20 protein-coding genes and 1 pseudogene are annotated in these 17,342 nt (G+C 66.4%); 10 read left to right on the forward strand and 11 right to left on the reverse strand.

Annotation, left to right across the window (positions count from 1 at the left end; translation table 11 throughout):
* Positions 1 to 34 precede the first annotated feature (34 nt).
* The 4 genes from ACZ6DL_RS22140 to ACZ6DL_RS22155 form a co-directional block, all read right to left on the reverse strand.
* The gene (locus tag ACZ6DL_RS22140; RefSeq protein ID WP_466053727.1) at positions 35 to 898 is read right to left on the reverse strand and encodes an LLM class F420-dependent oxidoreductase; all 864 of its coding nucleotides are present in this window, start codon (positions 896 to 898) and stop codon (positions 35 to 37) included.
* 31 nt (positions 899 to 929) lie between these two features.
* The gene (locus ACZ6DL_RS22145) at positions 930 to 1,424 is read right to left on the reverse strand and encodes a nuclear transport factor 2 family protein (protein ID WP_466053729.1); all 495 of its coding nucleotides are present in this window, start codon (positions 1,422 to 1,424) and stop codon (positions 930 to 932) included.
* Positions 1,425 to 1,451: 27 nt separating this feature from the next.
* Positions 1,452 to 2,246: an SDR family NAD(P)-dependent oxidoreductase gene (locus ACZ6DL_RS22150; protein WP_466053731.1), complete on the reverse strand. Its 795-nt coding sequence runs from the start codon at positions 2,244 to 2,246 to the stop codon at positions 1,452 to 1,454.
* A gap of 65 nt (positions 2,247 to 2,311) precedes the next feature.
* Complete coding sequence (locus ACZ6DL_RS22155) at positions 2,312 to 3,088, reverse strand: hypothetical protein (protein WP_466053733.1); 777 nt, start codon at positions 3,086 to 3,088, stop codon at positions 2,312 to 2,314.
* Between the two features lie 232 nt (positions 3,089 to 3,320).
* Here ACZ6DL_RS22155 and ACZ6DL_RS22160 point away from each other — a divergent pair, with 232 nt between their 5' ends.
* Positions 3,321 to 3,827 carry a nuclear transport factor 2 family protein gene (locus tag ACZ6DL_RS22160; protein WP_466053735.1) on the forward strand — a complete coding sequence of 169 codons (507 nt, stop codon included), beginning with the start codon at positions 3,321 to 3,323 and terminating at the stop codon, positions 3,825 to 3,827.
* A gap of 103 nt (positions 3,828 to 3,930) precedes the next feature.
* Here ACZ6DL_RS22160 and ACZ6DL_RS22165 read toward each other — a convergent pair whose 3' ends face one another.
* Entirely contained in the window at positions 3,931 to 4,296 is a 366-nt protein-coding gene (locus ACZ6DL_RS22165) for a hypothetical protein (RefSeq protein ID WP_466053737.1), read from the reverse strand.
* Positions 4,297 to 4,556: 260 nt separating this feature from the next.
* On the opposite strand from ACZ6DL_RS22165, the gene ACZ6DL_RS22170 reads away from it, so the two are divergent.
* The 3 genes from ACZ6DL_RS22170 (at position 4,557) to ACZ6DL_RS22180 (ending at position 6,968) form a co-directional block, all read left to right on the forward strand.
* Positions 4,557 to 6,140: an MFS transporter gene (locus ACZ6DL_RS22170; RefSeq protein ID WP_466053739.1), complete on the forward strand. Its 1,584-nt coding sequence runs from the start codon at positions 4,557 to 4,559 to the stop codon at positions 6,138 to 6,140.
* A 197-nt stretch (positions 6,141 to 6,337) separates the two neighbouring features.
* Positions 6,338 to 6,640 (forward strand): hypothetical protein, encoded by a 303-nt coding sequence (locus ACZ6DL_RS22175; RefSeq protein ID WP_466053741.1) that lies wholly within the window; start codon positions 6,338 to 6,340, stop codon positions 6,638 to 6,640.
* Entirely contained in the window at positions 6,633 to 6,968 is a 336-nt protein-coding gene (locus tag ACZ6DL_RS22180) for a hypothetical protein (RefSeq protein ID WP_466053743.1), read from the forward strand. Before ACZ6DL_RS22175 ends, ACZ6DL_RS22180 begins: the two co-directional genes overlap by 8 nt.
* A gap of 386 nt (positions 6,969 to 7,354) precedes the next feature.
* On the opposite strand, the gene ACZ6DL_RS22185 is transcribed toward ACZ6DL_RS22180, so the two are convergent.
* On the reverse strand, positions 7,355 to 7,804 hold the full coding sequence (locus ACZ6DL_RS22185; protein WP_466053745.1) for a hypothetical protein: 450 nt from the start codon (positions 7,802 to 7,804) through the stop codon (positions 7,355 to 7,357).
* Between the two features lie 334 nt (positions 7,805 to 8,138).
* On the opposite strand from ACZ6DL_RS22185, the pseudogene ACZ6DL_RS22190 reads away from it, so the two are divergent.
* Positions 8,139 to 8,600: pseudogene (locus tag ACZ6DL_RS22190) on the forward strand (DegT/DnrJ/EryC1/StrS family aminotransferase); the annotation flags it as partial.
* 28 nt (positions 8,601 to 8,628) lie between these two features.
* Positions 8,629 to 9,090 carry a DegT/DnrJ/EryC1/StrS family aminotransferase gene (locus tag ACZ6DL_RS22195; RefSeq protein WP_466053799.1) on the forward strand — a complete coding sequence of 154 codons (462 nt, stop codon included), beginning with the start codon at positions 8,629 to 8,631 and terminating at the stop codon, positions 9,088 to 9,090.
* Here ACZ6DL_RS22195 and ACZ6DL_RS22200 read toward each other — a convergent pair.
* A complete protein-coding gene (locus tag ACZ6DL_RS22200; RefSeq protein ID WP_466053747.1) occupies positions 9,087 to 10,217 on the reverse strand; it encodes a UDP-N-acetylglucosamine--N-acetylmuramyl-(pentapeptide) pyrophosphoryl-undecaprenol N-acetylglucosamine transferase in 1,131 nt (376 codons plus the stop codon). The two genes, ACZ6DL_RS22195 and ACZ6DL_RS22200, sit on opposite strands and share 4 nt — an antisense overlap.
* A 343-nt stretch (positions 10,218 to 10,560) precedes the next feature.
* Complete coding sequence (locus ACZ6DL_RS22205) at positions 10,561 to 10,818, reverse strand: helix-turn-helix domain-containing protein (RefSeq protein ID WP_466053749.1); 258 nt, start codon at positions 10,816 to 10,818, stop codon at positions 10,561 to 10,563.
* A 260-nt stretch (positions 10,819 to 11,078) separates the two neighbouring features.
* Between ACZ6DL_RS22205 and ACZ6DL_RS22210 the strand changes: the two genes are divergently transcribed.
* From ACZ6DL_RS22210 to ACZ6DL_RS22225, 4 genes are all read left to right on the forward strand, one after another.
* Positions 11,079 to 11,525 (forward strand): hypothetical protein, encoded by a 447-nt coding sequence (locus ACZ6DL_RS22210; RefSeq protein ID WP_466053751.1) that lies wholly within the window; start codon positions 11,079 to 11,081, stop codon positions 11,523 to 11,525.
* Positions 11,522 to 12,685, forward strand: coding sequence for a tyrosine-type recombinase/integrase (locus tag ACZ6DL_RS22215; protein ID WP_466053753.1), 1,164 nt, complete (start codon positions 11,522 to 11,524; stop codon positions 12,683 to 12,685). Before ACZ6DL_RS22210 ends, ACZ6DL_RS22215 begins: the two co-directional genes overlap by 4 nt.
* Before the next feature lie 647 nt (positions 12,686 to 13,332).
* The gene (locus ACZ6DL_RS22220; protein ID WP_466053754.1) at positions 13,333 to 13,509 is read left to right on the forward strand and encodes a hypothetical protein; all 177 of its coding nucleotides are present in this window, start codon (positions 13,333 to 13,335) and stop codon (positions 13,507 to 13,509) included.
* Positions 13,510 to 13,528: 19 nt separating this feature from the next.
* The gene (locus ACZ6DL_RS22225; protein ID WP_466053801.1) at positions 13,529 to 14,047 is read left to right on the forward strand and encodes an endonuclease/exonuclease/phosphatase family protein; all 519 of its coding nucleotides are present in this window, start codon (positions 13,529 to 13,531) and stop codon (positions 14,045 to 14,047) included.
* A gap of 285 nt (positions 14,048 to 14,332) precedes the next feature.
* On the opposite strand, the gene ACZ6DL_RS22230 is transcribed toward ACZ6DL_RS22225, so the two are convergent.
* The 3 genes from ACZ6DL_RS22230 to ACZ6DL_RS22240 all read right to left on the reverse strand — a co-directional run bounded on the left by ACZ6DL_RS22230 (position 14,333) and on the right by ACZ6DL_RS22240 (position 17,072).
* Positions 14,333 to 15,064, reverse strand: a complete 732-nt coding sequence (locus tag ACZ6DL_RS22230) for a DUF6338 family protein (RefSeq protein WP_466053756.1) — start codon at positions 15,062 to 15,064, stop codon at positions 14,333 to 14,335.
* 637 nt (positions 15,065 to 15,701) lie between these two features.
* A complete protein-coding gene (locus ACZ6DL_RS22235; protein WP_466053758.1) occupies positions 15,702 to 16,688 on the reverse strand; it encodes a caspase family protein in 987 nt (328 codons plus the stop codon).
* A 9-nt stretch (positions 16,689 to 16,697) separates the two neighbouring features.
* Positions 16,698 to 17,072 carry a TIR domain-containing protein gene (locus ACZ6DL_RS22240; protein ID WP_466053760.1) on the reverse strand — a complete coding sequence of 125 codons (375 nt, stop codon included), beginning with the start codon at positions 17,070 to 17,072 and terminating at the stop codon, positions 16,698 to 16,700.
* Between the last annotated feature and the right edge of the window lie 270 nt (positions 17,073 to 17,342).

Raw genomic sequence — 17,342 nt, forward strand, 5'->3', positions numbered from 1 at the left:
CGATGCCGACCTGCCGGTCACAAGCAGCGAGTGGTCACCCGGAGGAGAGGAGTTCGCGACCGAGATCGGCCAAGGCGGCGAGCTGGTCGCAGTAGTGCCCGGCCGAGGTGGCGCTCACCGCCACTGTGGCGACGGTCGCCCCGGCCCGCGCCACCGCCGTCAGCTGCGCGCGGGCGGCGGGCGCGTCCCCGAGCGGATCCAGCGGTCCGGTGGACAGCACCACTTCGAAGCCGGGCGGGGGCTGCCTGCGGGCCAGCATGGCCTCCATGTCGCCGAAGGACAGGCCGAACGGCACCCAGCCGTCGGCCAGCTCCACCGCCCGGCGCAGCGACCGGGCCGATCGCCCGCCGATCCACAGCGGAACCCGGGCCTGCACCGCGTGCGGATCCACCACCATGTCCGAGAAGCCGTGGTAGCGGCCCTCGTACGACGGCAGCCGCTGCGACAGCGCCGCCCGCAGCGCGGCGAGGGAATCGTCGGCGCGCGCACCCCGGTCCTCGAAGGGCACCTGAAGCAGGTCGAACTCCTCGCGCAGCGAGCCGACGCCCAGGCCCAGAATCAGCCGGCCCCCGCTGACCACGTCCAGCGTGCCGTAGCGCTTGGCGATCTCGAGCGGGTGGTGATAGCCGAGCACGAGAACCTTCGTGGCCAGCCGGATGCGCTCGGTCACCGCCGCCAGATAGCCCAGCGTCGCCAGCGGGTCCCAGTACGTCCCGCCCCGCACCGCCGCGACCGGGGCCGGGACCACAACGTGCTCGCTGCAGGAGAGGTGGTGGAACCCGAGCCGGTCGGCCACCACCGCGATCCGGGCGAGTTCGGCGATACCCGCCGTCTCCTCCCAGGCGCCGTGCGCACCGGGCACCCGGGTGACCACCGGAGAATCGATGCCGATCCTCATCGGCGGGGGCACCCTGCCGCCGCGATCCCGTTCATGCCGATGCCCGATCGACGGCTTCGCCGATGCGGAGCAGTTCCCGCGCCTGCGGGTCGCCGTTCAGCTCCCGGGTCACCCGGTGCCTGATCTTCCACTCGCCGTCGATGCGGGAGAGCGCGATGCGGTGGCTGCCGGAGAGCAGAATGCGGTAGGAATCGGCGTCGCGCAGCACGAGGATCGATTCGCACACCGCGATCGCTTCGTCCCCCTCGACCTCGATCTGCGCCGGACCGATGAAGTGTGCGCTACCGCCCTCGATCAACCGGCGGTGGGCCGGCGAGAGCACCATCGACCGAATCGCGTCCCGGGATCGCATGTGGAGTCCGGGAACGTCGTACTCGCCGTCCGGGGCCCACAACGCGGCGGTCGCGTCCGCGTCTCCGCTGTCGACAAGGGGCCCGTAGGAGGCGAGCAGGCGGCCGATCGCCAGCTGGTCCTCGACATGGACGAGGCGGCGTTCGAGCGCGGCGAGGCGATCACTGTCGTTCATAGGTTTCCTTCTCCGGGTGCTGCTGGCCTACTCCGACGGGGGCGGGAGCAGCTTCTTGGCGGCCGCCCGAGCCTCGAGCAGCAGTTCGGCCCGGTTGTGCCCGCTGTTCTTCACCACCGCCTGCTCGAACTCCTTCACCACCACTACGGGACCGTTGGTGATGTTCGCCAGGCCCTGTGCGGCGACATCGGCTGGTTCGGAGATGAGCAGGCCGGGGGTGTCCATCTTCAGCCCGGCCCGCGACATGGCGGGGGTGCGCGTGAGCCCGAGCACCAGTTCCAGGACGTCGACGTTGTAGTCGCGCATCTCGAGCCACAGCCCCTCGGCGAAGGTGCGGCAGAACGACTTGACCGCGGAGTAGATGCTGATCTGCGCCGAACCCAGGAAGCCGCTGAGCGACCCGACCAGGATGATCCCGCCACGGCGGCGCTCGCGCATCGGGGCGCCGAAGTGCTGCAGCAGTTTCAGCTGCACCGTGATGTTGAGGTCGATGACGGCCTGGAAGCGGTCGAGGTCGCCGGTGACGAATTCATGCCCGTAGGTGTTGGCGCCCGCGTTGTAGATGAACAGGCCCACGATCAGGTCATCGGTGAGCTGCCGGATCCGGTCGAGCGCCTCCGCGGCGAGCAGATCCACCGACAGGGCCCGCACCTCGACACCGTGGGCACGACATTTCTCGGCGGTCTCCCGCAGCGGGCCCTCCTTGCGGGCGAGCAGCACCAGATTCAGGCCCTGCTCGGCGAGTTGTTCGGCAAATGCGGCGCCGACACCCTCGGAGCCTCCTGCGATCACGGCCCAGGGCCCGTACTTCTCGATGTTCATGTGTGTTTCCTCCTGATACGAGGGTTCTCTGGTGTCCGGGTCGGCGCATGACGTGCACGCGCGGGTCACCAGTCCTGAAAGGGGATGATCGAGCGCAGCGGACCGTGGAACAGCGTCCGGCCTACCGCCGGGCGTCCGCTGCCGTCCGCCGGCTCCCGTTCCACGCCGGCGACGGCGCGGGCGGTGTCGGCCGGATCCGCGTCGAGGTAGAGCAGCCGGATCCGCAGCGAGCCAGGGCCGAATTCCGGGCGCTCGTCGTGCAGGCCGGGCAGGGTCGGGTGCTTCTGCAGCGACAGCAGGGAGAACGTCCAGGCACCCGCCACGCCGGGGCATTCCAGCAGTGCCGGGATGCCGACGCGGTCTTCCCACTGGAACAGGTCGTGGACCTCGGTATTGTGCGCGTCCTCGAAGTGGGTGACCGACAGGTGCAGGCCCCTGTTCGGCCGGAACGGCAGCGCATCCGGCGAGACCCGGATCCGGGGAGCCGCGTACCCCTTCACGGGCGTGAAGAATCCGAGGAAGCGGCGGCGCACACCGGGTAGCAGGGGTCCGCGGCCCCACTGGAAGGAGTCCTCCCCCAGCTTTGTCCACGCCGCGACGCTCTCCTCGTACGGCGGGCGGAACCAGTACATGGCCGCGTAGTCGAAGTCTCCCAGTTCCGCCGTCGGCGGCTCGCCCACCTCGGCGTACTCGGCGGGGCGCGCCCACCGGTCGCCCCACGCGACGCCCGGCAGCAACAGATTCTCCGGCCGGTGATCCAGCGCATGCCACTCGTTGTAGGCGCGGTGCCCGGCGGGGTCGCCTAGTTCGACGAAGGAGAAGAACGCTCGTTCCGAGAACATCCGGCCTTCCGATCGGTGGAGGGGACGATGACAGTGGTCACCATGCCAAGCGATCAAGGATTCTCCGCCGCACCTTCCCGCTGAATGGTCACTCAGAATCCGGGGGTCTGCCGCCAATCGGTGTCCCGCAGACCGGAACAGCGCCGCCGCCGCAGGGCCGCGGAAGCGCAGAATGCGCGGCAACGGACGGCTGCGCACCTGCCGATGCCGCGACGAGGCCGAGGAGGGACCCATGGAAGACCGCCTGGTGGCGCTGGAGGCTCGAGTGCGCGTGCTCGAGGACGAACACGAGATCCGGCGGCTGATCGCGTCCTACGGCCCGCTGGTAGACGACGGAGCTGCGGACGACGTCGCCGCGCTGTGGACCGAGGACGGCGTGTACGACGTCGACAGCGGACTGCTGTCCGGCCGCGCGGATCTGGCCGCGATGGTCCGCTCAAACACCCATCAGGGGTTCATCGCGGGCGGGTGCGCGCACTTCCTCGGACCGGCCCACATCACCGTCGACGGCGACTCCGCCACTGCGGCCTGCCATTCGCTGCTGGTGCTGCACGACCACGGGCGGTTCACCGTGCGGCGCGCCACCGCCCACCACTGGTCGCTCACCCGCACCGCGGAGGGCTGGCGGGTACACCGCCGGACCAGCCGCTTACTCGACGGCGCCGCCCTCGCGCACCTGCTGCTGGCAACCGGGGTCCGCGGCGAACCGGCGCCGGGCACACCCGCTGACCGGAGCTGAACAGGTCTTTCCACTTCCGGCGTCTTCGTCACCGCAGGCGGTGCCGGGTCCCGAGTCGCCCCAGGCCAGCACAACGGCACCGGCGCAGCGCAAGATGAAGGGCTCAACCCCGCGCGCCGTGCCGCGCGCGACGCGGGCTCAGACCGCAAGATCCGGGTGAGGGCCGCCCGGCGCGCGCGCCGTAGCGTTCGATCTCCGCCGAAAGAAATCCAACGGTGCCGTCATGGTCGTGCCCGGCCGCAGCGCCTCTTCGACGTGTTCGTCTGGCAACCAGCCAATACACCTCGAACTCGATGCCATCGGGGTCGCGCGCGTAGAGCGCCTTGGTGGAGCCGTGGTCGGATGGGCCGGTCAGCGTCCGCGCCCCGGCCAGCCGCTCGCGGGTCAGCCGACCGAGCTGGTCGTCGGCATCGGATCGCCGCCTTGAACTGCGGGAACGTTTGATGGGCCGGGCGCGGCGCTTCCGCACGGATCGACGCGCGGCTTCCCGGTGCCCGCACCCGTGATGGACCCCCTCCCCTTTCGGGAGAACGAGCTCGGCCTCCTCCGGGTCCGGGGGCGTGCGGTCCCGAGCGTCCCGCTGAGCAGGAAACAGTGCCGACCCGCAGGCGCAGCTTCCCGCTGAACGGAAAGCGCACCGATCGGCAAGTCAGATGCGCCCTACGGTGCGGATCGCCCCGGCCGTTCCGCCGGTGCCGCGACGCTCGCGCCAAGAGGAGAGGAAACGGGATGTTCGATCCAGCATCCGAACCCGCGCGATCGGGTCCCACACCGACGAGTGCCCGATCCACCGTGCTGATCGTGACGGCGCTGATCCTGGCCGAATGCGTCAGTGCGTTCGAGGCCGGGATGATCTTCATCGCGCTGCCGCGGTTCGGCGAGATCTTCGGCGCGCCTGCCTCCACCACCGGCTGGGCGGTGACCGCCTACATGCTCGTCGCGGCTACCGCTGCCCTGGTCGGCGGACGCCTCGGCGACCTCCACGGCCGCAAGAAAGTCCTCATCGCCGTCATGCTGCTGTCCGCCGCCGGGTCGCTGGTCAGCGTCGCCGGGGACTCGATGGCCGCGATCATCGCCGGCCGCGGCATCCAAGGCGCGGCGGGAGCGATCCTGCCGCTGTGCTACGGCCTCGCCCGCGAGGCCCTGCCACCCGGAAAAGTGTCGCTCGCAGTCGGATTCATCAGCGGCGCCGCGCTGCTCGCCGGGTCCGGCGGTTCCCTGATCGCGGGCGTACTGCTCGATATCACCGACTGGCACATGATCTTCGTCTTCGCCGCCGGACTGGCCGTGGTGGCGGCGGTCGTCGCGACGGCCGGACTACCGCCCTCCCCGGCCTCCGGACAGCTGCACCGCTTCGACTACCTGGGCGCCGCGCTGCTCACTCCGGGTCTGACCGCGCTCCTCTACGGCATGACCCAGGGTCCGCGATGGGGCTGGTCCAGTCTTGCCGTCCTCGCCTTCCTCGGCACCGGCCTCACGATTTTGGCAGGGTGGGCCCTCTGGGAGCTGCGACAGGGAGACCCGCTGGTCGACCTGCGCGTCCTGGCCGACCGGCAAATGGCGCTCAACCTGATCGCACTGTCAGTGCTCGCACTAGGCCCGGCGGGCGCCGTGCAGATCGTCACCCCGATGATCCTGCAGTCCCCGGCGACACTGCCCGTCGGGCTCGGCATGTCGGCTACGGTTACCGGTCTGGTGGCCGGACTCGGCGCGATCGTCGGATTCGCGGCCTCCCCCGTAGCCGGACTGGTGGCCGGGCGATGGGGCGGGCGGACCGCGTTCCTCGCCGGTGCGGCGCTGTTCGCGCTCGCCAATGTCATGATCCTGCTGGGCCACCGGTCATTCCCGGTAATGATCGCGGTGTTCGTGGTCGGCGCGGTCGCCACTGCCTTCGCCTACACCGGGTACCCGAAGATCGTCATCGAATCCGTGCCCGAGGACGTCACCAGCGTCAGCACCGGCGTGCTTTCCACCGCCCGGCAGGCGTTCTCGGCGGTCGGGGTGGCGATCGTATCGGTGATGCTGTCGCTGTCTACCATCCCGGGAACGACCTCCCCCACGCTGTCGTCGTTCACCCTGGCCATCGGGTGGTTCATCGGATGCTCGCTGGTCGTGGCCGTGATCTGCCTGTTCATCGGCCGCCCACGACGCGCCGCCACCACGGCCCGCGAGGACACCACCCCCGCACACCCGCCGCACACAGATGAGCAGCGCGATGGCCGCGGCGATCACCCCGCGGTGCGTCCCGCGGCAGTCCACTCAGCGGCAACCGAGCGCCCACGCCGCCGGTGTCCGCCCGATGCTGTCACATGACCGATGACCGCACCACTTGCAGCGAGGCTCGCTGGTAGCTGCCGCGAGCCCGGTCCTCGATGTCGGGCCGTCGCTGCGGAGCGCTGGCGAATCCGATCGGAAAATCAGAATCCGTACGCCGGCATGTGTTGTGATTTGGGATGACGTGCCGGTTCTCCGACCTTCCGGGCGGGTAGTCCGTGGGGTAGTCTCAGAATGTGGCGATCGAGTGGTACTGGGCGCTTGCCCAGGTGCTGGCGCGAACAGGAGTCGATCCGGACGACGTATTCGACTTCGTGGATGCGTGGATGAAAGGAAATCGGCCGGTCTGGCTGCGGGCGGCCGTCGACCCGGCAACCGGGCTGAGGTCCCTGGTGGTCTGGGGCCGCGCCGACGACGGCACACCGTTGTCGGTCTTCGCCCGCCGTCTCGGTCGCGACATCGAGGTGTACAGCGCCGCATACCTGACCGCCGACCAGGCTGCGGACTTCGAGAAGTGGGAGGCGACCCGCAATGACTGATCCGTTCTTGAACATGAGCCCCGTCGAATTAGCGGCGATGACCGAGCGCCTCGAGTTCACCGATGAACCGGTCACCCCGCCGATCGAGACCGGCCCGGGCACCGAACCGGTCCTCATCCCCCGATCGGTGAAGCTGACACGTGACCTCGATCAGGCGTGCAAGCGCCGCGCCGCGAACCTCGGCATGTCGCAGTCGGCCTATATCCGCTCGCTGATCGAACGCGACGTGGCCGAGGCCGGAACCGGCGAGCAGCGACCGGCGTGGGTGCGCGAACTGCTGGCCGTGATCGCTCAGCACGAGAACGACGAGCACCGCAAGGCATCCTGAACCAAGATCCGAAGGCGCCCCTCGGCGGGTCGTCGGACGGCAGAGTTGTGTTAGCGGGAGGGCGGCCCGCGTCGGCTGTGCTGGCATATTGCGGTGGGACGCACCCACAGACGTCGGCCACCCAGAGCCCGAGCACGTCACAGGCACGGTCGAGGCCAATACCGACAGCCACGTAGACCGGCCGGGACGACAGCTGACCAGCGCGGATCTTAACCAGATACAGTCGATCATCACGACCGCGTACACGCGATCGAGTGTGCTGGTCCGACCACCCGCCCGCCCCGGTCGGGCAAGGGCGCGGCGACGTGTAGCTCAGGGCGAGAGCCGATCCGGACGGGTACGCCGTCCAGGATCAGCGTGCCGACAGTGCCGCGGTCGGCCAGATCCTATCCCCCGGCACCCGGCGGTGGGCTCACCTGTGTGACTGGTAGTTCCACCGGTACCCATTGCTGGTTTTCGGCGTTCCAGCCCAACACCTTTTTGTGCAGGGCAGGCTCGGTGGGGTCGAGGTCGAGCAGAGCCAGGCGGGCCTCGTCCGGGAGGTCCGCGGTGACTAGAATCGCCGCCGCATCCACGTTCTCGATGTCGAGCACCGTCACCACCTCGGCGCCACTGTGGGATCGCCGTGCCCGCCGAAACCAGCGTTGGCGTAGCTTGGCCGGAAGCGCTGCCGCACCGTCGGCCGTACGCTCACCCAGCGTTTCCAGGAACGCCTTACCGAACACAGTCGCCGCGGGCGCAACCGCGCCGAACGCAGCCGCTGACCACTGCAGCACGTCATGCGGCAGTGAGCCGATATCTACCGGCGGCGGGCCAGCTCCGTACGATGGTTGCACGGCATCTCCGCTACCGGGGTGTCCCGGGCTCGAATGTGCTTGACTCACGGTCACCCCACCCTCATCGGTTCAGTGCGCACCGATAGTACGTCACTCGGCTTCTGCTTCAGGCGGTGCAATCCGACCCGTACCTAGATGTCGCCCGCGGCCACTTCCCCGAGATCTCGCCTTGACCGGCCCCGCGGCGGCGCCGCCTGAGTTCCTCAGAGGTGTAATGGCTGGTTCGATTTCGCGAAACGGGACCAGTCCTGAGCCGTTGCGGCGTTGTGATGTGGGATTGTCGCGTTACTGGTAGCTCCAGTTGCGGCCGGTCTGACGGTATTCGGTTTCCTCGTGTACCGCGGCACTGCATCTCGGACTGCTGCTGGCCGGTGTAGGACCCGGTGATGAGGTCGTGGTGCCGTCCCAGACGTTCTGCGCCACCGTGCATGCGATTCTGATGACCGGCGCGCACCCCCGTTTCGCTGACATCGACGCCACCACACTGTGCGTCACCAGCACCACAGTGCGCGAAGCGATCACGCCCCGCACCCGCGCGGTGGTGCCGGTCCTCTACGGCGGCCGCGCAGTCGATCTCGGCGACCTGCGGCCGGAGCTGGACGAGCGGAGCATCACGGTGGTCGAGGACGCTGCACACGCCTTCGGTTCGCGCCTCGGCACGGTCCGAGTCGGCGCGACCGGCGCGCTGACAGCGTTCTCCTTCGGACCGATCAAGAACTTGACCTGCGGCGAAGGTGGGGCGTTGATCCCCCGCACACCCGAGCAGGCTGACCGAGCACGGAGCCTGCGCCTGCTCGGGGTCAGGCCAGTCTCAAGCCGCCCGCATCCGCTCGACCACCTACAACGTGGACACCGTCGGGTGGCGCTACCACCTCTCAGCCCTGCACGCGGTGATCGGGAGCGTGCAACTGGCCCGTTTCGACTCGATCGAGACCACCCGCAAAACGTTGTGGCGGGCCTATGCCCGCGCGCTGGCGGGTGTGGACGGCGTGAGGTTGGTCGACGTCGACGTGCAGCACAGTGTGCCGTTCAACTGCGTGATCCGAGTTGCCAAGCGCGACAGCGTTTTCGAGTTCATGCGTGACCGCGGGATCGGTGTCGGGGTGCATTACCCGCCCAACCACACCCAGCCTGCGTTCGCCCGATGGTCGCGGCCGCTGCCGGTCACCGAGGCGACGGCCCGCGAGATCATGAGCCTGCCGTTCCATCCGGCCATGACCGAACCGGACGTTGCCCGGGTCGCAGCCGCACTCCGGGATGCGATCACCAACAGTCAGCGGTCCTAGCCGGCGACGGACATCAGCAGGCTCGTCAGCGCCCTGGCTGCGTCAGGTCGCCCGTGCTCGCGGGCACGGGCGGCGATCGCTGCTCGGCGGCCAGGATCGCCCAGCAGCGGTTCGATCGCTTCCCGCAAGACCTGTGCCGAGACGTCCCCGAGCGGCGCGACTGCCGCTCTTTGTTCAGCCAGAGTGGCGGCGTTGTGGGCTTGCTCGTTGCCGGCCGAAGACGCCAAAGGGATCAATACCGATGCTTTGCCGAGCGCGGTGAGCTCTGCGATGGTGCCCGCGCCGCTGCGGGAAACGATTACATCAGCCAACGCGAACACATCCGCCAACTCCGGGCCAACGAACTCGGTGAGCACATACCGTGCGCCCATCACTGCGTCGAGGGTGGCGGCTTGCTCGCGGAGTTCAGTGATCGATGTCTTGCCGCATTGGTGGATCACGTTGGCGCGCTGTAGCAGCCACGGCAACAGTTCACGCACGACCCGATTGATCTGTACGGCGCCTTGGGCACCACCGGTGACATAAATGGTCGGCAAGCTGCGGTCGAAACCGTCTGCTCCCAGAGCGACGACAGCTTTGTCAGCGTCGCCGTCGAACAACTCCGGCCGCACAGGGTTACCGGTGACGGCGGACTTCGCCGCGGCGCGTCCCGGTAGCAACGTCAGACTGGATTCCGACGACAGTGCCACGCGGGTGGCAAGACGGGCAAGCACCCGATTGGCCAGGCCCACACGGACAGTCTGCTCGTGCACCACCAACGGCCGACGCCGCAGCCACGCCGCCAACCCGACCGGCACGGTGACATACCCACCGGTCGCGAGCACCACATCCGGCCGGAACCGGCCCACCGTCCGCCAAGCCTCGGCGATACCGCGTGGGACACGCAACATGTCCGTAGCGTTGGCGCGCGTCACCATCTTCAACGGGTCGGCCGCGCGACGGATCTTGCCTGTCGCCACCGCAGCGAACCGGATACCCTCGCTGGCCGCGATTCTCGATTCCAATCCGCCGGCCTGCCCGATCCACAACACGTCGAGGCGACGCCCGCTGCTGGCCAGTTCCTCACGCAGCGCGCGCACTGTGGTGACCGCGGGATAGATGTGCCCACCGGTACCACCAGCCGCCACGATCAGCCGAACATTCGAATGCGGCGGACCTGTTGAGTTCCCGTTGATGGCTGTGCTCCCAGTGATCGCGTCGAGGTCCGTTCTAGGTGAGTGCACGAGATTATCAGTCGGGTTGGCCCGTCAGGTGTGAACGGCGCGAGCTGCGTAGGTCTGCCACCAGCTACGAGTACAAGACGCCAGGGGACGACTTTGCAGCGGTGCTGCAAGGCCCTGCGCTGTCAGCAACCAAACAGACTACTAACCGGACGGCTCGAACCCAACCGCTCGCACCGCCTACTCCCCGATCGGTCAATTGGGTGACTGCACAGTCCCTTACGCCACAGATTCGCCCGGTCGAGACTGCCTACGTCAAGTCCTCGGGGACCGGAAGCTCATCCATCAGCTGCCCCGGCGTGGTCTGCAGACCAGCAGCAAACTTCATGATGTTCTCCACCCGGGGGCTGCGTTGCCCGCGTTCGACTTGCCCGAGGTAGGTCCAGTGGACTCCGCACGCATGCGCGGCGGCTTCTTGGCTCCAGCCGAGTTCGGTGCGGCGGGCACGCACGCGTGCTCCGAACGCCGCAGCGGTCGGATTGAGCGCGGGCTTGCCTGGGCTGGACATGTCGGCCCAAGCACATACGTCCCACGCGTATTGATCCAGAGCGTAATCGTCCTATGCTCTTCCATCCCATGCATAAACGTCCTATAATCCTGGTCCGCGGCGATGCGACCCCTCACGCGAAGCGCATCAGCTCGCCCTCCTCAGCACGACACCGTGTCAGAACCACTTCTCGGCAACCTTGCAGTGAATGCACGTCCGTTTTCAACGAAGAGATCGGAGCTCGAGATGCAGCTGATTGGCGCTGGCCCGGTGGGGGTCGTATGACGCCGATTACCCGGCCCGCGGGTACAACCGCTGCGGCGGTTCCCGCAACGATCGCGGCGCTGCCGTTGCCGGATCTGGCTGCGCTGTCGCCTATTCGCGGCGAGCGCGAATACTACGCCGTGTCGGCCATGACTCACCACGGCCGCTTGTGCTTGAAGCGAATCACCGACGGGCTGGGCTGGTCGGATCTGCGAACTCTCGCGGTGGGCCTCGATGCCGGCGCAGTCGTGCTCACGCCGGGATCGACGCCACGATTGGCGGCCCTGCGCGACGGCTGGATCTTTCTCTCAGCCGACATACGCCGCGGCTGTCTGCTGCGCCCCGGCGATCAGGTCCTGATGGTCGGGTCCGTGAGCCGGTCATCGGTGAGGCTCTATCCCCCGCACGTGCTCGCAGCCATCCTCACCGCCCACCACCGATACACCGCAAAGGAGTCGCAGTGAAAGACAAGTCTGCGGTCGCCGCCGCCCGCATGCTTCTCGACCAACTCGGCATCCGACCCGAACAACTGCTCGACATCACGCACGCAACCGAATCCGCACACGCCGACCAACCGCCCCCAGCCGAGGTGAGGCTTGCCGAGGCACCGGGGTCGACGACGATTCCGACCTTCTCTGCCTACGTGGCGTTGGTCGAGGCGGCGGCTTCCCCGGGCTCGTTACGCAACTACGGGCCGTATTGGAAGCGGCTTGTCGAGGTGTGGGGCAGCCGGTTGATCACCGAGCCGACCGCCCTCGAGATTCGGGCCTTGGCCGAACACGCGAAGAAACATGCTGTGGTGCGGCGCAACTCTCGCGGCGGACACAGTGCCTACGAGCACATGCTCGCGGCGATCCGGCGGGTGTACCGGCACGCCGATGACGACGGCTACCTCACCGACAACCCCGCCCTGCTAGTGCCCAAGAGCCGGCGGCCGCCCAGCGGCCGCCACGCCCTCAACGACCAGCAGCTGTCGGAAATCTTCCATGCCGCGGCCACCACAGGCAACGACCGCGAACTCGACGCGCTCATCCTGCGCCTGCACGTTGAAACCGCTTGCCGCCGAGGTGGAGTACTGAATCTTCGAATCCGAGACCTCGACCCCCGCTACAGCCAGGTCTACCTCCGCGAAAAGAACGATACGACACGATGGCAACCGATCTCCCCCACCCTGATGCACCACCTGCAGGACCACATCCGCCAACGTCCCTGCTCCAGCGCCTCTGGCCAGGACCGATCCGACAATGCTTCGGTCCTGCGTTACAGCAACGGGCGGCATCTCACTTCCCGTCGCTACGACCACCTTTGGAACCGGCTGCGTGAACATCTGCCCTGGGTCGCCGCCTACGACGTCAGCGCCCACTGGCTGCGTCACACCACCCTCACCTGGGTCGAACGCAACTTCGGCTACGCCGTCGCCCACGCCTACGCCGGCCACACCGATGCCACCGGCGACACCGGATCAACGACGACCTACATCCGCGCCACCCACGAAGAAGTCGCCCACGCGCTCGCGACACTCACCAACGAACCCCACCCACTCGACCGCGGACCCACACAAGCACCGAGACAGCCCGCAACCCGCACCCGTCACCCGTGGGCCGACAACGCGTCTCTGCGGTGAGCTCCAGGCCACCCTCCAACTCGGGGACTAAACCTCCGAGCTCACGGGCCCGACTGCCCTACCGAGGTGGGGCGAGGGCGCCCCGGATCCTCGGAGGTCGTCGTGGTGGCGGTCTCTTGTCGCCCAGGCTGACATCACCCTAGGCGGCGACCTCACGAACGGAATACTTCGTGGAATGGCCTCGAAGCCGTCCGGGACTTAACCGGACGGGGACGCACTCATTCTCCTTGGCGGGTATGCCTCCGAACGCTGCGACGGAGCGTCATTGATGACGGCAATCTGCGATATCGCGTCGCATCCATCACGTGCAAAATCAGCCCGCGAACGCCGAGATCGTTGCGGGACCACCGGCGATAGCGCTGATCGTCCCTGTTCGCTCGTCGGCGACTACGCCGCTACCCATGATCAACAGCTGGTGGGCGATAACCAATCGTGGCCCTTGAACCAGGCAAACCGGTCCAGGAGCCGCGATCTGGGGTATTCGTACCTGAGCGTTCGCTCGGTAACTGACAAAGCAACTGTATGCGAAACCCTGCGAGGCATACAAACTCGGGCCGAACGACTCAGCCGATGGCAAGCCGGTCTGCGACGGTGTGTCTCGAGCAGAGTATCGATTCCGGCCCAGCGGGTTGTGCTGCAATATAGCTATGAGCACGCCGCCGGCCGATGTTCAGCAACAAGCGTCTCAGCTGGGTGCCGCTGTAGCCGCCACGATCCCCGCGGCAACCGCCGACAATCTCCTTATCGGCAGCTGGAACCTGCGCATGTTCGGCAACCTCAGCCGCACCTGGCAGGCCACCTCCACCGACTCCCCCCAAACGTGACTGGCGTGCGGTCACCCTCATCGCCGAAGTGATCTCCCGCTTCGACGTCGTTGCCCTGCAAGAAGTCCACCGCAACACCACCGCTCTCACCTTTCTCCTGGAGCAGCTCGGCCAGCACTGGCACGTCATCGCATCCGACGCCACTGAAGGCGACGCAGGAAACGACGAACGCCTCGCCTTCGTCTACAACTCCCGCCGCGTCCACCCCTCCGGACTCGTCGGCGAAATCGTGCTGCCACCCGTCGCGGACACACCGGTCCGCCAGTTCGCCCGCACACCCTACGCGGCCAGCTTCGTTCGCGGCACGACCGAATTCATTCTCACGACCGTGCATGTCCTGTGGGGCGACAATCCAGCGCAACGGCTGCCGGAGGTCACCGCGTTCGCGCAATGGATGCGCTCATGGGCAGACCGCAAATCCGATTGGAACGACAACCTACTGGTCCTCGGCGACTTCAACCTCGACCGAAGTGGTGCGCTGATGCGGTTTCGCAGTCGCGGTAATCGGGAGGATTCTCCGCCGCACCCGTGTGCTTGATTCGACCGGCGGTAGTGTCGGTTGCGGGGCGTACGATCACTGCATGTCGCAGAACGACGAGCGGTCCCGCTTGCATGGAGGCCGAAAGGGCCCCGCCGCCGCAGCCTTCGAACGGACGGGGCCGACCTCGATAGCCGGAATCAGCGAGAAGAGGGGGAAGCAGACCCGCAACCCGTCGCATCAAGGTGGCCGCCGGCCCGCTCCGAACGTTCCGCCGCTGCCGGCTCCGCCGCCGCCTCCGCCGAAACCTTCTGAGGGTGGCGGTCGGCCGCGGTGACTCGACGCTTACTGCTCCCTTTCATCGCCGGTAGGGCTGGGCGGATTGCTCCCTTCCGGCGTCGGCTGGTGGTCGGGGGCGAACCAGTACACCCGTTCGCTGCCGGTGAGCGGCACGAACAATCCCCGCCCGTTCGGTACGGGCGCGACGAAGGCGATATCGTCGTCGATCTCGAATGGTTGGGGAATGAAGATATCGCGCGGTTCGGGGTAGGTGGACACGTATCCGCCATTATCCGGCAGATAGCCTCCGACCCACGCTCCGTCATTGGTGCGGATGGCCACGTAGTGACCGCCGAGATCAGGCGCGTGAGCGTCCCACGCGCTCGGAGCCGGATGCCATATTGGCGTCCAGCCGAGGGAGATTCGTTCCCACCACTGCCTCTGTCCCTGGGGGCAACGCTCCTCTAACAGTCGGATTTGTCCGGCTAGTGCCAGAAGACCTGGTATCACGAATGCCAGCATGAGGACCATCAACGCAGCCTCCTGCGGGTGCTGCAGGTACCCGGGTGTACCTTGTGCGTCCTTGCTCCAGAACTTATTTATGAGGGGCCACCCGAGTGCGATGTAGAGGCAGTCGAGGACGACGCTGACCGCGATAGCTCGGGCGAGGCGGATGCTGAAGTCTTTCTCGTCTGTCCCCGGCCCAACGAGTCGGCGGCGGGTAACCGAATAGGTGATGCCAGGAACCACGAGTGCCAGCAGTGCAAGCAGCTGAAACATGGTTTGCGGGATGCTCATCGGTCATCCTCCCTCTCGCCGGATTGAACGCGCCGGAGCATACGCGGTGTACATTGCCGACACCGCCAAACCACCACATTCGGTCTGGGAAACCCTGCGGGCTCTCGCCTCATCACCGAGACTGACGGCGCCCGGCTCCGAACTCGGTGTGCAGGCCATGACGGTTCCCGGCCCGATTCGGAAGATAACTATCCCCCAGAGCAGTGCTGGCCGCGCATGAGCCGAATGGTGCCATCAGCGACCAAGATGCGCCGTTCGCATTCGGGCGCAGACACTGTCAGGCCGTCATTGTGGGGCTCGCCGACGGCGGACCGCCAAGACGAGCTGATACGTGGGCATTACGGGGCATGTTTGGAGGTAAGTGCGTTCTCGATGACGGGCAGGTATCGACGCACCTGCTCCCGGTCGCTCTCCCTCTGATCTTCAGGCAGATCTTCGTACGAAGTCGTCATTTGGCTAGCCCAGCGTTCGACCAACTCGGCAGGGATCGTCAACGAGCCGTCCGCGGCGACTATGCACCTGGAGTGCATGTATCTCTGCCAGTGGGACCACCGATCGTGTTCGATCGCCGCAAGACGCTCCACTAGCTCAGGCGAGCGAAGCACATCCAGGTAACGCTGTTGGTCGTCGGACATTGTTAGATCAGAGCACGTTTGACGAGGTTCCAGTAGTGCTGCCCCAGTACTGTGAGCTCACAGGCCTTGCTCTCCATGGCGGCATGCCACATGTGCGGGACGCCACTGACAGGGCGGACCAAATTCACACGTACGAGCTTCTGCAGAACTGCGAAGGTGCGGGTGTTCTCTTCATCCGGTTCGGGGACGCCTTCTGCCCGTTGGTCGGAGTTCCGTTCCGGCTCGTAGGTGGGGTCCAGGGGGAATTGGTAGTCCGGGGTGGGGAAGAGCGTGGTCAAGGAGTGCAGGTGCATCAGATCGATCGGAGGTTCTGCCTTCCTGAGCGAGACGAACGTCTTGACGTTGGTCTTGAATACAGGCCGCTGCTGCCACGGGCCGAGCGATTGATCGATGTGGGCGTACACGCTACCAGGGGTGATGTCCCCGACCAGGTTCGCCGCTGATCCACTCAGCGCGTCGACCAGAAGGGTCGTGAAAACACCCGATCCGGCCTCCTCCGCGGAGTATTGGTGATCCGACGAGGCCGTAAGAATGGTCACTCCTTCGGATAATACGCTGGTGCTGGGAGTCAGTGGCTTGCTGCCAGCCGCGCCGCTGTGGCAGCTGTCGAGAATGATGATCTTGTTCTTGGCCTTGGAGCTGTTGGCGTAGGTCATAACGTCGTTCAGCGACAGACCGTCGTCATCGGGACCTGTGTCGCTGGCGACCAGATAGCCACCCGTGGATTCGATGTAGCCGTGGCCGGCGAAGTACAGCAACGCGATGTCCGAGTCGTCAACGAACAACTCTTCTACGGACTGCTTGAGCTCCTTTTTGGTCACTGCTTGGTCGGGCGCTGACGCGGTAAGCACCTTCGGTGAAAGGAAATTGGCCCTCCCATCGGCGTGCCTTTCAAGGAGCATTTTCACCGCGAGAGCGTCGTTGACGCAGCCGTACAGACAGTCCTCGTACTCGTAGTAGTCGATACCGACTATGAGTGCCTTACGCACCGCAGTCTCCTAGAGCGAGTCGATGAAGTCGCTGATGTTCTTATCGCTCCACTCGACTGTGGGTACGCCGGGCAGGTTCGTCCGGTCGTTCTTGTAGGCCCAGATTCCGCGGATCTTCTTGCCCTCTTCCTTGGCGCACTGGATCTCCCAATCCTGACCGGTCGACGTGAGAGAGTTCTTGCTCACGAGCACGATCACGCCGTGGGACCGCTTGATGCGCGTCCGCACCTTGTCCTTCCAGTCGGTCTCGTACGCCTCCTTCACGGACATGTCGATGAACTCGTATGGAGAACGAGGACTCAGTGACTGCCCTTTCAGAAAGTCCCTCTGACGCTCGTCCTCGATCGCGAACGCAACGAAAACTATTTTCTTGTTATCAGCCACGCGTCTTCCTCCCTCGAACCGGCAATCGACGAAGTTTAACGCTGTCGACCGCCGAGACGAAGACGCGAACTGAATGGTACGAAAGGTCTGGACAATCCATCTCGGACTCAATGGTCGGTGCGTCACCCTAGGTGAGGAAGCGGCGTAAGCTTCTGCTGGGCTTCGATTGGTGGATCTTGCGGGCCGGTTGCTGAGCTCGTCGGCGATGTTGTCGAGGTCGGCTTGACTGAACCGGCGTACGTCGGCTTCTTGGGCAGGTATTGGCGCAGC

This window comes from Nocardia sp. NPDC041819, from assembly GCF_055590505.1.

Excerpts from the sequence above, each read along its gene's own strand:
- ACZ6DL_RS22230 (WP_466053756.1), bottom strand. The coding sequence starts at position 15,064 with ATGAGCATCCCGCAAACCATGTTTCAGCTGCTTGCACTGCTGGCACTC.
- ACZ6DL_RS22170 (WP_466053739.1), top strand. The coding sequence starts at position 4,557 with ATGTTCGATCCAGCATCCGAACCCGCGCGATCGGGTCCCACACCGACG.
- ACZ6DL_RS22145 (WP_466053729.1), bottom strand. The coding sequence starts at position 1,424 with ATGAACGACAGTGATCGCCTCGCCGCGCTCGAACGCCGCCTCGTCCAT.
- ACZ6DL_RS22180 (WP_466053743.1), top strand. The coding sequence starts at position 6,633 with ATGACTGATCCGTTCTTGAACATGAGCCCCGTCGAATTAGCGGCGATG.
- ACZ6DL_RS22140 (WP_466053727.1), bottom strand. The coding sequence starts at position 898 with ATGAGGATCGGCATCGATTCTCCGGTGGTCACCCGGGTGCCCGGTGCG.
- ACZ6DL_RS22205 (WP_466053749.1), bottom strand. The coding sequence starts at position 10,818 with ATGTCCAGCCCAGGCAAGCCCGCGCTCAATCCGACCGCTGCGGCGTTC.
- ACZ6DL_RS22210 (WP_466053751.1), top strand. The coding sequence starts at position 11,079 with ATGACGCCGATTACCCGGCCCGCGGGTACAACCGCTGCGGCGGTTCCC.
- ACZ6DL_RS22150 (WP_466053731.1), bottom strand. The coding sequence starts at position 2,246 with ATGAACATCGAGAAGTACGGGCCCTGGGCCGTGATCGCAGGAGGCTCC.
- ACZ6DL_RS22220 (WP_466053754.1), top strand. The coding sequence starts at position 13,333 with ATGAGCACGCCGCCGGCCGATGTTCAGCAACAAGCGTCTCAGCTGGGT.
- ACZ6DL_RS22160 (WP_466053735.1), top strand. The coding sequence starts at position 3,321 with ATGGAAGACCGCCTGGTGGCGCTGGAGGCTCGAGTGCGCGTGCTCGAG.
- ACZ6DL_RS22155 (WP_466053733.1), bottom strand. The coding sequence starts at position 3,088 with ATGTTCTCGGAACGAGCGTTCTTCTCCTTCGTCGAACTAGGCGACCCC.